Origin of the sequence: Paraburkholderia sp. IW21 (assembly GCF_041321145.1) — a bacterium.
Taxonomy (GTDB): Bacteria; Pseudomonadota; Gammaproteobacteria; order Burkholderiales; family Burkholderiaceae; genus Paraburkholderia.
In genome coordinates, this window is sequence record NZ_JBGGWA010000002.1 from 148680 (window position 1) to 162907 (window position 14228).

The 14228-nt window shown below is 65.1% G+C and carries 11 protein-coding genes; 6 read left to right on the top strand and 5 right to left on the bottom strand.

The features are described 5' to 3' along the window. Positions 1–60 precede the first annotated feature (60 nt). Complete coding sequence (locus ACAX43_RS04515; protein WP_370707226.1) at positions 61–2253, bottom strand: ATP-dependent helicase; 2193 nt, start codon at positions 2251–2253, stop codon at positions 61–63. A gap of 198 nt (positions 2254–2451) precedes the next feature. Continuing rightward, on the bottom strand, positions 2452–2907 hold the full coding sequence (locus ACAX43_RS04520; protein WP_370707227.1) for a hypothetical protein: 456 nt from the start codon (positions 2905–2907) through the stop codon (positions 2452–2454). A 303-nt stretch (positions 2908–3210) separates the two neighbouring features. On the opposite strand from ACAX43_RS04520, the gene ACAX43_RS04525 reads away from it, so the two are divergent. The 4 genes from ACAX43_RS04525 (at position 3211) to fumC (ending at position 8400) form a co-directional block, all read left to right on the top strand. Beyond that, entirely contained in the window at positions 3211–3429 is a 219-nt protein-coding gene (locus tag ACAX43_RS04525) for an RNA-binding S4 domain-containing protein (protein WP_172311306.1), read from the top strand. Positions 3430–3706: 277 nt separating this feature from the next. Then, complete coding sequence (locus ACAX43_RS04530) at positions 3707–5110, top strand: MATE family efflux transporter (protein ID WP_370707228.1); 1404 nt, start codon at positions 3707–3709, stop codon at positions 5108–5110. Between the two features lie 196 nt (positions 5111–5306). Next, positions 5307–6983, top strand: coding sequence for a phospholipase D family protein (locus ACAX43_RS04535; protein WP_370707229.1), 1677 nt, complete (start codon positions 5307–5309; stop codon positions 6981–6983). A gap of 16 nt (positions 6984–6999) precedes the next feature. Continuing rightward, positions 7000–8400 carry a class II fumarate hydratase gene (gene fumC / locus ACAX43_RS04540; protein WP_370707230.1) on the top strand — a complete coding sequence of 467 codons (1401 nt, stop codon included), beginning with the start codon at positions 7000–7002 and terminating at the stop codon, positions 8398–8400. Between the two features lie 176 nt (positions 8401–8576). Here fumC and ACAX43_RS04545 read toward each other — a convergent pair whose 3' ends face one another. Together ACAX43_RS04545 and ACAX43_RS04550 are read right to left on the bottom strand one after the other, a co-directional pair. Further along, the gene (locus ACAX43_RS04545) at positions 8577–9083 is read right to left on the bottom strand and encodes an acyl-CoA thioesterase (protein ID WP_370707231.1); all 507 of its coding nucleotides are present in this window, start codon (positions 9081–9083) and stop codon (positions 8577–8579) included. Positions 9084–9288: 205 nt separating this feature from the next. Continuing rightward, a complete protein-coding gene (locus tag ACAX43_RS04550) occupies positions 9289–9432 on the bottom strand; it encodes a hypothetical protein (protein ID WP_370707232.1) in 144 nt (47 codons plus the stop codon). A gap of 201 nt (positions 9433–9633) precedes the next feature. Here ACAX43_RS04550 and ACAX43_RS04555 point away from each other — a divergent pair, with 201 nt between their 5' ends. Further along, positions 9634–10347 (top strand): ArsR/SmtB family transcription factor, encoded by a 714-nt coding sequence (locus tag ACAX43_RS04555; RefSeq protein ID WP_370707233.1) that lies wholly within the window; start codon positions 9634–9636, stop codon positions 10345–10347. Positions 10348–10521: 174 nt separating this feature from the next. After that, complete coding sequence (locus ACAX43_RS04560; protein ID WP_370707234.1) at positions 10522–13128, top strand: DUF6600 domain-containing protein; 2607 nt, start codon at positions 10522–10524, stop codon at positions 13126–13128. Positions 13129–13248: 120 nt separating this feature from the next. Here ACAX43_RS04560 and ACAX43_RS04565 read toward each other — a convergent pair whose 3' ends face one another. After that, entirely contained in the window at positions 13249–14220 is a 972-nt protein-coding gene (locus ACAX43_RS04565; protein WP_370707235.1) for a thymidylate synthase, read from the bottom strand. Positions 14221–14228: the final 8 nt, after the last annotated feature.

Consider the following 14228-nt stretch of genomic DNA (forward strand, 5'->3'; position numbering starts at 1 on the left):
AGCCGTTTAAACGCGGCCTCGAAGGCGCCCAAAACCGGCGCCCTACTCCGGCGCAGCGCCTCAATCCCACATCTTCCTGAGTTTCGCTCCAATCTCGATCTTCGCCTGCGCCGCCGCAGCCAGCCCGGCCACTGTCGGCGCGCTCGGCACCGGCACACGCGGCCATGCGTAAGCATCGAACAACGGCATCAGATGCGCCGGAATAAAGCGCGTGCGCGATGCCCACACGTGACGGTCGCCCATATGCGTCTGGTTGTGCACATAAAACCGCTGCGGCACGACGATATGCAGGTCCTCCTTTGCGCGCGTCATCGCCACGTACAACAGGCGCCGCTCCTCGTCGATTTCCTCCTCGCTGCCGGTGCCGAGATCCGACGGAATGCAGCCGTCGACGCCGTTCAGCACGAACACGTTGCGCCACTCCTGCCCTTTGGCCGAATGAATCGTGGACAGGATCAGGTAGTCCTCGTCGATCAGCGGCACGCCCGATTCGTCGCTGGTGGCGTCGGGCGGATCGAGCGTCAGCTCGGTCAGGAAGCGTTCGCGCGACGCATAGGTGCCCGCGATGCTTTCCATCTGCAGCACGTCCGCATGACGGATCGCGGCGTCCTCGTGGTTGCGCTCCAGATGCGGCTCGTACCAGCGCCTTACCATTTCGAACTCGGCGGGCCAAGGCGTCTGCCGCCCGTACACGCTCGACATCAGCTTGACGAACGGATGCCAGTCTTCCTGCGCGCGAGCGGGCGGTGCAAAGGCGGCCAGCGCGCCGCCGGCGCTATGGGTGAGATCGGCCGGATTGCCGGCGCCCGCACGGCCTGCGATCTCGTCCAGCACCTTCGCGGCGGTAGCAGGCCCTACGCCCGGCAGCAATTGCACGACGCGAAAACCGGCGACGCGGTCGCGCGGATTTTCCGCCCAGCGCAGCACGGCGAGCACATCCTTGACGTGCACCGAGTCGAGAAACTTCAGGCCGCCGAACTTCACGAACGGAATATTGCGCCTGGTCAGTTCGATCTCGAGCGCGGCGCTGTGATGCGCGGCGCGAAACAGCACCGCTTGCGATTTGAGCGTCATGCCCTGCTCGCGCGCTTCGAGCACCTGCTCGACGATGTAGCGTGCCTGATCCGCTTCATCGGCGACCGTCACCAGACGCGGACGCTGCGCCGAGGCCTTGTCCGTCCACAAATTTTTCGTGTAACGCTCGCTCGCGAGCTCGATCACCGCATTCGACGCCGCCAGAATCGGCCCGGTCGAGCGGTAGTTGCGCTGCAGTGTGACCTGTTTGGCGGGGGGATTGAAGTGCGCCGGGAAGTCGAGAATATTGCGCACGGTCGCGCCGCGAAACGAATAGATCGACTGGGCGTCGTCGCCGACCACGGTCAAGCCGCGGCCATCGGGCTTCAGGGCGAGCAGGATCGACGCCTGCAGGCGGTTGGTGTCCTGGTACTCGTCGACCAGCACATGATCGAAGCGCGCCGACAGATCGGCCGCGATCGCAGGCTCGGCGGCCATATGCGACCAGTAGAGCAGCAGATCGTCGTAGTCGAGCACGCTTTGCTTCTGCTTCGCCTCGACGTATGCGGCGAACAGCATGCGCAGATCGGCTTCCCAGTCGCGGCACCAGGGGAATGCGTGGTTGAGCACATCGGCAAGCGACGCGCCGGTGTTCACGACGCGCGAGTAGATCGCGAAGCACGTCCCCTTGGCCGGAAAACGCCGCTCTTTCGCCGACAAACCGAGTTCGTGGCGCACGAGATTCATCAGGTCGGCGGAATCCTCGCGGTCGTTGATCGTGAAGGCGGGCGCGAGCCCGATCAGGTCCGCGTACTCGCGCAACAGCCGCGCGCCGACGCTATGGAAGGTGCCCGACCACGTCAGCCCCTGTGTCAACGCGGCCCGCGCACCGAGCGCCGCGCCGGCGATGCGCGTGACGCGACGGATCATTTCAAGCGCCGCACGGCGTGAAAAGGTCAGCAGCAGGATGCGGCGCGGATCGGCGCCCTTCACCACCAGATTGGCGACCCGATGCGCCAGTGTGTTGGTCTTGCCGGAGCCGGCGCCCGCTATTACCAGCAGCGCGCCGGGCGGCGCGCCAGGGCTGTCGGCGCCGTATTCGACGGCTTCGCGCTGCGCCTCGTTGAGCTTTGCCAGCCAGGCGGCGGTATCGGACGGTGGCGGAGATTCAGCGACAGAGAGCACGGTGGATTCGGGCCTGAGGTGGGGATGGGACGGCGACGCATACTGTATATCCATACAACTACCGGAGACAAGCGACCCTTTTTTCCGCACCGCGCCTCAGGGGTTCTCTCCTCCGCGAGCGGCAACGGAGCGGCGCCTGAGCGGAAAGCGAACACAAAAATGGCCCGGGCGCATGCGCGCACCGGGCCATTTTCCGTCGGCGAAGAACAGCCAGATGTCCGCGACGCCTGGCTGTTCCTCAGGACGTCGGCTTTAGTGCTTCACTTCAGCACCGCTGTCCTGATCAGCCGCCTGACCCTGCATGTTCATCTTCATTTCGTTGTTGGCGGTCTGCTTGTCCGCCTTCTGGTTGATCTTGGCGTTGCGCACCTGCTCCTTATATTGCGACTTGGCAGCCTTTTGCTCATGCTTCAACTCTGCCCGGGACGCCTTCTTCGACGCCTTGTATTCGGCATTAGCCTGTGCATTGGCGTCGCGCTTCTGGACCAGCGGATCGGTCGAACCCGACGCGGTCAGGCGGGTCGGCGCCGGTGTCACCGGCTGCATGCCCTGCGCAGCGGGTGCTGCGGGCGCGACCTCGGCGCCTTGGGTCTGGACCTGTGCCTGGCCGCTCATACCGGCCGCCGGTTGCACGGTCTGCGCGAGCGCGGCGGTAGCGGCAAAGGCAGTGAGGGCGGTACCGATCAGGAGTGTACGAATCTGGGTCATGGCTAATCCTCTCTAGAGTTGTTGTGACGCGGGCGTCGTGTCTGGCACGGCACATCGCTATGCTTCACTTGCGCGCCTCGCCCCGTCTGTTCGTTGCCGGAAAAATCCAGCAGGCTTTCCTGCAGACCTGCACTTTACGAGTCAAATTCGTAACATACGACCAGTGTTACGGAACGTTTCACTTTCTGACAACTACATAACATCTGCCGCCAATTGCGTGGGCGGGACCGAGAGCGCCCGGACTTCCATCCACCGCAAGCTTCTGGCTTATGATGCGAACCCCTGCTTCAAGGTGCAAATGCCATGCCCAACCTCGATTTCACACTGACCGGCGACTACGTCGAACTGCACAATCTCCTGAAGATAACCGGGCTTGCGGACAGCGGCGGCTCGGCAAAAATGATGGTCGCGGACGGCGCGGTAACCGTCGACGGCCAGGTCGAAACGCGTAAAACCTGCAAAATTCGCGCGGGCCAAGTGGTGCTCCTCGGCGATACGCGGATCGCGGTGCACGAGGCCTGAAGCGCTGCGAGGCACGCCGGGTTCCATCCCAGCGCGCCGCTCAAACCACACAGTCCGGAAACGCGGAGGACCGCACGCACCAAAACCGTGCCTCTTCCATCGACAGCATTGCGCCTAAGCAATAAGCTGTCAGTTTCCACAACAAACAATCGGCTGACAGCCGCCCTACGCTTTCGCCGCGCCTCACTCAGCCGCCGCATTTCGCCACCGCTGGCGCGCGAGTGGTGCGACTTGAGCTCGCTGCCACGCTGTCGCCACTTCCGCTGCTAAGCGCTCCATGACTCAATCCGGCTTCACCCGGGTGGCCGCCCGGCCGCCGACCCTCTCCCGCCACGCCGCCGACACCGCCCGGCTCGCCGCTCCGCTCGCCATTGCGCAACTCTCGCAAATGGCGATGGGCGTCACCGATACGATCCTGCTCGGCTCGCTTGGCCCCGACGCGCTCGCCGCCGGCGGCCTGGGCGCCAACCTGTTCTTCGTGGTGGTCACGCTGCTGCAAGGCGTGCTGACCTCCGTCAGCGTGAGCGTGTCGCACGCGCGCGGCGCGCAGGACGAAGGCCGCGTGCCACATATCTACTGGACCGGCCTCGTGTTGTCGGTGCTGCTCTCGGTGCCCGCGTTCTTCCTGCTGTCGTTCGCCACGCCGGTCCTGCTGGCCTTCGGCGAACCCGCCCTGCTTGCGCACAACGTCGGCGAATATGCGGCGGTGCTGCGCTGGGGTTCGCTCGGCAGTCTGATCGGCGTCGGCCTGATGCGCTCGTTCCTGCCGGCCATCGGCGCGGCCAAGCGGCTCTTGTGGGTGTCGCTCGTTAGCGTGCTGGTCAACGGTTTTCTCAACTACGGGCTGATTCACGGCGTCTACGGATTGCCCCGCCTCGGCTTTCTCGGTTCGGCGGCGGCCACCTCGATCACCGTCTGGTTGAGCGCGCTCGTCCTGATGGCTTTGTTGCATCTGCGGCCACGCTATAAACATTTCGTCGTCGCCACCCGGCCGAACGTGCCGTTGATGGGCGAACTGTTCGGCATCGGCTGGCCGGTCGCGATCACTTATGGCGTCGAATCGACGTTGTTCCTCGCCACCGGCCTGATGGTCGGCCTGCTCGGCGAATCGCAACTGGCCGCGCATCAGATCGCGTTGAACGTCGCCTCCGTGGCCTTCATGGTGCCGCTAGCGATCGGCCAGGCGGCCAACGTGCGCGTCGGTTTCTGGGCCGGCGCCGGACAGCCGCTCGCCGCCCGTCACGCGGGCTTCGTCGCGCTGGCGCTCGGCGTCGGCTTCATGACGCTGTCGGGCATCGTGCTGATCGCGGCGCCGCACTGGATCGTCGGGCTGTATCTGCATCTCGACGACCCGGCCAACGCGGCCACGGTCAAGCTGGCGAGTTCGCTGCTCGGCGTGGCCGCGATCTTCCAGATCGTCGACGGCATGCAGACGGTCGGCTCGGGGTGCCTGCGCGGCCTGAAAGACACCCGCGTGCCGATGATCGCTGCAGCGTTCGGCTACTGGGTGATCGGCTTTCCGACCGGCTACACGCTGGCGTTTCACTTCGGCCTCGGCGCGCGCGGCTTGTGGTGGGGACTCGCGGCCGGTCTCGCCAGCGTCGCCCTGCTCATGACGCTGCGCTTTCACAAGCTGAGCTTGCGGCGCGTGCCGGTCACGCCGCCTGCCCAGTCGGCGTGAGCTAGGCACAGCACGGATTGTTGGTTGCACGCGCAACCAACAACGCCGACGGCCACCATGCGAAGCCCGGCGTCATCGCCACGCCGAAGAACGAACGCCCGTCGGCCTGATTCCCCTTAGAATGCTTTTCTCGACAGCGTGAACGCACCACCTGCGCTGCCGCCATGAAAAGCCTGTAAACAAGGGAGACAACAGCGTGCCGCGGCATCAAAACGAAAAGCAAACCGCACAGCACCTCAAGTGCGCCTTCAGCACGTCCCGGGGGGAGTTCTTTCGGGAAACCACGAGACGTTTTTTCCTGCTGTGCTGCGCAGCGGCATTTTTGACTGCCTGCGCCACGAAACCACCTGCCTACGCGTTCGATCGTCCGGTCACCCACGCACTGCCCGCCACGGAAATAACGCCGCTCCGCACGGCCCTCGCGCGGCCCGAAGCCGCGCACCCGGATCAGTCCGGCTTCCGCATCCTGTCGAGCGGCACCGACGCGTTGCAAATGCGCATTGCGCTCGCGCGCGCAGCGACGAAAACCCTCGACATGCAGTACTACATCGCCAATGAGGACACCACCGGCAAGCTGCTGCTCGCCGCCGCGCTCTACGCGGCCGATCATGGCGTAAGAGTGCGCATGCTGGTCGACGATCTGAACTTCAAGGACATCGACCGTGTGATGGCGGGCCTGAACTCGCACGACAACATCGAGATCCGCGTCTTCAATCCGTTCGGCAGCGCGCAGCAAGGCATGTTTGAACGCACCACTAACGTGTTCACGCAGCTCAGCCATTTCACGCGCCGCATGCACAACAAGTCGATGATCACCGACAACCAGTTGGCGATTGTCGGCGGCCGTAACCTTGGCGACGAATATTTCAGCGCCAGCGAAACGCTGCAGTTCCGCGACCTCGACGTGCTGGCTGCCGGTCCGGTAGTGGCCGACGTCTCCGCCAGTTTCGACGCCTACTGGAACAGCAGCATTGCCTATCCGCTGCGGGTGCTGAACAAACAGAAGTTCGATCCGAAAGATCTCGACCAGACGCGCGACGAGCTGCGCCAGCACTGGCGCACCAACGCCGATCCGTACAACGCGAAACCGCTGAACGCGACACCGCTCGCCTCGCAGATCGCCAGGGATCAACTCGGCTTGACGTGGGCGCCGGCCGAATTCAAGGTGGACTCGCCGGAGAAAATCGCACACCCGTCGCCGGACTACGTCAGCCCGCCGATGCAACGATTGACCGAGCTGATGCGCGACGCGCAGAAAGACTTCCTGGTCATTTCGCCCTACTTCGTGCCACACGAGGCCGGCGTCAAGGCGGTCGGCAAACTGACTCACCGTGGCGTACGCATCGCCGTCCTCACCAACTCGCTCGCCGCGACCGACGCGGTGGCGGTGCAAGCCGGCTATAACCCCTTCCGCGTGCCGCTGCTGCAACAGGGCGTGGAGTTGTACGAATTCAAGCCGCAGCAGGACACGCCGCCTGCCGGTATCGCCGGATCTAAATCGCGCGCCAGTCTGCACGCGAAAACCTATGTCATCGACAACAAGATTCTGGTGATCGGCTCGATGAATCTCGATCCGCGCTCGGCCAATCTGAACACCGAGCAGACGCTGGTCATCCATAGCCCACCGCTCGCCGAACAGGTCGCGCAGATCTTCCAACGTGCCATCGCGCCCGACGCAAGCTACCGCGTCACGCTCGCCGATGCGGCGCAACTCGCGTACTTGCGCTCGATCGGCGCGCCGCTTTCGCCGCTCGTCTGGACCGACGTGGAAGACGGCAGGCGCCGCACCTATATCTTCGATCCGCAAGCAGGTTTTTACCGGAATGCGCTAACCGGTCTATTCTCTCTATTGCCTGTCAACGCAGAACTTTGAGAAGCGGAGTTGAACCATGACCGAAGACGTACGAATGGAGCGCGACACGTTCGGTGAGATCGCCGTGCCGAACGCTCGTCTATGGGGTGCGCAGACGCAGCGCTCGCTGCAGAATTTCCGCATCTCGTCCGAGAAGCAATCGCCTGAACTGATCACCGCGCTGGCCGTCATCAAGCGCGCCGCCGCCGAGGTCAACCTGGGTCTGGGTGTGCTCGACGAGAACAAGGCGAAGGCGGTCATGCAAGCGGCCGACGAAATCATCGACGGCAAACACCCCGAAGAATTTCCGCTCGCCGTGTGGCAAACCGGCTCCGGCACGCAGACCAATATGAACCTCAACGAGGTGATCGCGAACCGCGCGAGCGAGCTGCTCGGCGGCGAGCGCGGCGAAGCGCGCAAGGTGCATCCAAACGACGACGTGAACCGCGGCCAGTCGTCGAACGACGTGTTTCCGACTGCCATGCACGTGGCCGCCGCCTATGGAATCGTCAAGCATCTGCTGCCCGCGTTGAAGACGCTGCGCGATACGCTCGGCGGCAAGGCGAAAGCCTTCGCCGACATCGTCAAGATCGGCCGCACGCACTTGCAGGACGCCACGCCGCTCACGCTCGGCCAGGAGTTTTCAGGCTACGTCGCGCAACTCGATCACGGCATCCGTCACGTGGAATCGGCGCTGCCGCATCTGTACGAACTCGCGCAGGGCGGCACCGCGGTCGGCACCGGTTTGAATGCGCATCCGCAGTTCGCCGACAAGGTTGCCGCGGCGATCGGCAAGCTGACCGGCTTGCCGTTCGTCTCGGCGCCGAACAAATTCGAGGTGATGGCCGCAGCCGATGCGCTGGTGTTCGCGCATGGCGCGCTGAAGACGGTGGCGGCGAGTTTGAACAAGATCGCCAACGACGTCCGCTGGCTCGCGAGCGGTCCGCGTTGCGGCCTCGGTGAATTGTCGATTCCAGAGAACGAACCGGGCAGTTCGATCATGCCGGGCAAGGTCAATCCCACCCAATCCGAAGCCTTGACGATGCTGTGTTCGCAGGTATTCGGCAACGACGTCGCGGTGAATATCGGCGGCGCGAGCGGCAACTTCGAGCTGAACGTGTTCCGGCCGATGATCGCGCACAACGTGCTGCAATCGATCCGTTTACTCGCGGACGGCGCGCGCAGTTTCAACGACAACTGTGCGGTGGGCATCGAGCCGAATAGCGCGCGCATCGATACTTTGCTCAACGAATCGCTGATGCTGGTGACAGCGCTCAATCCGCACATCGGCTACGACAAGGCCGCGCAGATTGCGAAGAAAGCGCACAAGGAAGGCACCACGCTGAAGACGGCGGCGCTGGCGCTCGGCTATGTCACCGAGCAGCAGTTCGACGAATGGGTGCGGCCGAACGATATGGTCGGGCATTCGGCCGTCTGATCGGCGATGTGATCGGCCGACGTTTGACGGGGCTGGCCGATTGCCCAATATGATTTGAGCAGCAGGCTACGCGGAGCACGGGGCGCGTGGCCTGCCGGTGACACTTGCCGGCGACGGCGCGTACCCGCAACGCCGGGCCGATGCCGGCCGAAGCGGCACGCCAGAACAAGCGCCGCTTAAAGCTTCCCCTGCATCACTTCTTCCGGCTTCAGTTCGACGATCGCGTCGAGCGCTTCCTTCACGTCCATGGCGTACCTGGCGAGGCGCTTCTGCTCGTCCGTTTCCGGCACGAACGCCGGCACCGGCACGGGGTGGCCGTTCTCGTTGACGGCGACCATCACGACAAGGCAATCAGTGGTTTGCAGCAGCTCGCCGCCCTTCGGATCGCCTGCCTGCACCGACACGTGGATGTGCATGCTGGTGCGGCCCGTCGCCACGACCCGCGCGCGCAGTTCGACCAGATTGCCGACCAGAATCGGCCGGCGGAAGCGAATATTGCCCACGCTGACCGTCACGCAATAGCGCCCCGACCACACCGCCGAGCAGGCGTAAGCGGTCTCGTCGATCCACTTCATCAATGCGCCGCCGTGCACCTTGCCGCCGAAGTTGACCGAGGTCGGTTCGGCGAGGAAGCGGAAGGTGGTTTCGGAACGGTCCAGCGGCGCTATGGGAGGGGTGCTCATCTTGACTCCGGTCAATCGGATGCATGGAAAGGAGGCGATTATACGAGCGCAATATTGACCGCGTCGCGGGTCGGATGGGGTTTTCTTGCCGGATTGCGGTCTGGATGGCCGCCATGCTTCGCCGAGCTTTCGCATGGCCGACGTCGGCGTTGATCAGCGCCAGATCGATGCCCGTCGGAAAAAGCGGTCGCGCCCGCGCGGGGGCCTATTTATGGACGGTAATGCCTTCGTCGATCGTGCCGTACATCGTGATGCTGCCCGTGCCCGCACCCGAGTTCGAACCGGCACCGCCCTGCGCGCACGCACTGAACAGCAGAGCCGCGGCAGCGGCGGCAAGAAGAAATTTCATGGCAGCGTGTTCCTGCAAAGACAGGCTTCGATTCTAGCCTGGCGAGCCCGAGCGACGCCGAAGGGCGCGTTGGCCGGCCGTGCCACCGCGTTTTCGTAGCGGCTGCATTCGATCATTCACGCTAAGCTGAAACATCGAATGCGGCAGACCGATACAGTGGACTGCATGGCGCCCCGCGCGCGCCGCCAACCGGAGACCCCCATGCCCGCCAACCTCGCAGACGAACAAAACCATTTCCCTGGCTTGAGCCGCATTGGTGCGCTGCTCTCCGACCCCGGCCGCGCCGCCATGCTCTGGGCGCTGATGGACGGCAGCGCCCGCCCGGCCGGTGAGCTGACAATGATCGCCGGGCTGTCGCCGTCGGCGGCCAGCGCTCATCTCGCGCGCCTGACCGACGGCGGCTTGCTCGCGCTCGAAGTGCGCGGCCGGCATCGCTATTTCCGCATCGCGTCGCCGGATATTGCCGCGTCCATCGAAGCGCTCGCCAACGTCGCGCAAGTCAGCGCGCCGCAACGGGCCGTGCCGCGTCCGGTGCGCACCGTACCGGTCGACATGCGCTACGCCCGCACCTGCTACGACCATATGGCTGGCGAACTGTCGGTGCGCGTGTTCGAGCGGCTGGTCGAGCGCGGCCTGCTGACGCTGCATGGCTCGTCGCTCGAAGCTACCGCCGACGGCACCGCCCGTTTCGCCGACTGGGGCATCGACCTGTCCACCCAGAAAAGCCGCCGGCGCCGCTTTGCGTGCACCTGCCCCGACTGGAGCGAGCGGCGCCCACACCTGGGGGGCGCGCTCGGCGCGGCGCTGCTCGATTCGTGGACCGCGCACGGTTGGGTCGAACGCACGGAGCGGCCGCGAATTTTGCGTATCACGCCGGCAGGCCACCGGCATTTCGAGGCGTTTCTGGCCGCCTGAGCCGCGCTTGAATGCCGGATGCGAAATTGCGCAATCCGCTTACCCAACGGCTTATCGAGACCTTTTGTTACAAGCTGGTGAGGCGGCCTTACAAATGTGGGGGTCTTGAAACAAACCGCGCGGGTACAGTGGTTCACGGATGCCGCAGGATGCCGCGTCCGTCGGAGACCGATCATGAGAACAGTGACCACCCCCCAACATTCAAAACGCCGGATCACCGGCTACACGCTGATCGCCGGCGCTGCTTTCCTGCTTGCGGCGCAAGCCACCCTCGCGCAGGAAGCCGCACAGGCCCCGCCGGGAGCGTTCACGCAAAATACCGATCCGCCGGGGCGCGTCGCGCGACTGAACTACACGGCCGGCACCGTGACCACCGAACCGGCCGGCGCAACCGACTGGTCCTACGCGCAGATCAATCGTCCGCTCACCACGGGGGATCAGCTATGGAACGATCAAAACGCGCGCTCCGAACTGCATATTGGCTCGACGGCGGTACGTCTGGGCTCGTCCACCAGTCTCGACCTGCTGAATCTCGACGACAACAGCGCGCAACTCAAAGTTGCGCAGGGCACGTTGTCGGCGCGCGTGCGCGAACTGTCGCCCGGTTCGTCGTATGAAATCGACACGCCGAATCTGGCGCTCGGCCTGAACGGCCCGGGCGACTATCGCGTCGACGTCGCGCCGGACGGCAGCACGACCACCGTCACCGTGCGCAGCGGCAGCGCGACCGTCTACGGCGACAGCGGCCAGGTGCCGGTTGCCGCCGGGCAGCAGATCCGCTTTGCCGGCACCAACCTGCAACAGGTCGCCGACACCGGCGCGCCCGGCCTCGACGGTCTGGATCAGTGGGCGGCGAGCCGCGATGCAGCGGAAGACCGCTCAGTGTCGGCGCGCTACGTGTCACGCGACATTCCCGGCTACGAGGACCTCGACGCCAACGGTACGTGGCGCAGTAGTCCTCAGTACGGTGAAGTGTGGGTGCCGCGTGCAACGCCCGCCGGGTGGGCGCCTTACCACGACGGCCATTGGGTGTGGCAGGCGCCGTGGGGCTGGACCTGGATCGACGACGCGCCGTGGGGCTTCGCACCCTACCACTACGGCCGCTGGGCCCAGGTCGACGACGCGTGGGCGTGGGTGCCGGGACCCATCGTGGTCAGCGCGCCGCCCGTCTACGCGCCGGCGCTGGTTGCCTTCGTAGGCGGCGGTGGCGGCGGGGTCGACTGGGGCGTGAGCCTGGCAATCGGCGGGGCGGTCGCGGCCGGCGTCGCGTGGTTCCCGCTCGGCCCGGGCGAACCGTGGCATCCACGTTGGGGCGGCCACGATCACTGGAGTCCTCGTTACTACGATCGCGTCAACCAGACAACGATCGTCAACAACTACAACCGCAACGTCACCAACGTGAATGTGAACAACATTCACAACACGTACATCAACTATCGCGCGCGGGGCGGTGTGACCGCAGTGCCGGCGACGGCCTTCGTGCATGGGCAACCGGTTGGACGCTTCGCACAGAAGGTCGATCCGCAACAATGGCGTAACGCGAAGATCAATCCGGGCGGCCCGGGGATCGCGCCGGTGCGGGAAAGCTTCGGACCGGGCCAGCGCAACGCGAATTACCGACCGCCGGCCGGCGTAATGACACGCCCGGTGATCGCGACCCGCAGTCCGGCAATGCCGGCCGCTTACCACGACAATCTCGCGCAACGATTCGCACAGAGCGGTGGACGGGTGCCGGGAGCGGGCGCGCCGATCGTGCGGACCACGGTGCCGGCGCACATGGCGGGCGGCCCGGGCGCCATGCCGGTGCAGAACGTGCGGGTCGTGCAGTCGCATATGGCCGGGCGGACGCCGGGCGCGGCGCCGGGTGCGCCGGGTGCGCCCGCCAGCATGCAACAGGCCGGCCAGCGGCCGGGCGAAGCGTCGTTCAACGGCCAACCGCGACATGGTGGTGAACCGCAAGCGCGGCCAGGCATGCCGTCGCAAATGACCAACACGCGGCAGCAACCCAACGAAACCGGTCATCCGTTCAATGGCGTGCCGCGTCCGCCGCAAGCGAACGGCGCCAACCCGAACGCTTACACGCAGCAGCACGGCATGGCGCAACAAGCGGGTCGGCAACCGGGCGCCGAAGGACGGCATGAACCTGCATGGACACAACCGCACACGCCGATGGCCCAGCAGACGCAGCAGCATGGCGGTCCGCAGGAGTTGACCGGCCGGCCGGGGTTCGCGCAACAGCCCGGCGCGCAAGCGAATGCGGGTATGCAACAGCATGGCGTACCGCGTCCGGCCGAGAACCCGGCCGCAGCGCAGCAGCAGGCGCGCCAGCCGGCGTTTCATCCGCAGCCGCAGCCGCGGCAACCGCAGCAGGCTCAGCGACAACCTGAGCCGCAGGCGCCGCGCCCAGCGGAAGTTCACGCCCAGCCTCAAGCGCCGCGGCAGCAGGAATTCCATCCGCAGCCGATGCAACAGGCGCAGCAGCCCCAACCGCGCCAGGAGTATCGTCCGCAGCCGGTGCAGCAGGCGCGTCCCGAACCGCGTCCGCAACAGGTGCAACCGCAGCCGCGTCCGGAGTTCCATCCGCAGCCCGTGCAGCAGCCGCGTCCTGAGCCGCGTCCGCAGCAAGCGCAACCGCAGCCGCGTCCGGAGTTCCATCCGCAGCCCGTGCAGCAGCCGCGTCCTCAACCGCAGCCGGCGCAGCAGGCGCGCCCCCAACCGCAGCCGCAGCACGCGGAGCAGCATTCGAGCGGCGCCAACCGCGACGAGCATCACAAAGGCTAAAGGCTACGCACGAAGCTAAACGCGTCTACGTCTTTCAGGCGGTAGGCAACGGCGGCAAGAAAAAACCCCCGCGATGTGAATCGCGGGGGTTTTTCTTTGAGCAGGCTGCGGAGAAACCGTTCAGACCGCCATCGGCGCCGTCAGCGGCTCGTGATGCCGGTAACCGACCAGCGAGAAATCCGACGGCTCGATCTTCTCGAGCCATTCCGGCTCGTACACGCCGGTTTTCGCATAGTCCGGCACCCGGTCCGAGATCGCGAAGGCCGGGCTTTCGTAGGGTTCGCGCGTGAGCTGCTGCTGCAACATGTCGAGCTGATTCTCGTAGATGTGCGCGTCCCCAATGAAGTAGGTAAACCAGCGCGGTGTGTACCCCGTCAAGCGGCCGACCAGGTGCAGCAAAGCCGCGCCTTCGGTCAGGTTGAACGGCGTGCCGAGACCGACATCGTTGCTGCGAATGTATAGGCACAGCGAAATTTCACGGCGCGCGACGTTCGGCAGGAACTGATAAAGCAGGTGGCAAGCGGGCAAAGCGATCTGGTCCAGCACCGTAGGGTTCCATGCATGAAACAAAATGCGCCGGTCGGCCGGGTTCTGCATGATCGTGTCGAGACACTGGCGCAGCTGGTCGATCGCTTTGTACAGCAGCACTTTACGGTCGCCGTCTTCTTCGAATTCGGTCACCACCTGAAAGCCACGCGAGGTGGCGTCGGCCAACTGTGCACTCGCACTTGCGTCGAGCACCTTGTAGGCCGGCCACTGGCGCCACTGCACGCCGTACACGTCGCCGAGATCGTCCGGGCCCTGGCGATACGGATTGGCGAGCCACTGCGGATTCTGGTTTGCGTTCGCATCCCACACCTTGCAGCCAAGGTCGCGAAAATCCGCGGCGCTGCGCGAAGCGCGCAGAAACCCGACCAGTTCACCGACCGCCGACTTGAATGCCAGCTTTTTCGTGGTGACGGCGGGAAAGCCCTGCTGGAGGTCGAAGCGCAACATTGCGCCCGGCATGCTGATGGTGCGGATGCCGGTGCGGTTCTCCTGCCACGTGCCGGTGTCGAGAATCGTGCGGACGAGGTCGAGGTATTGTTTCATGCGGGTTC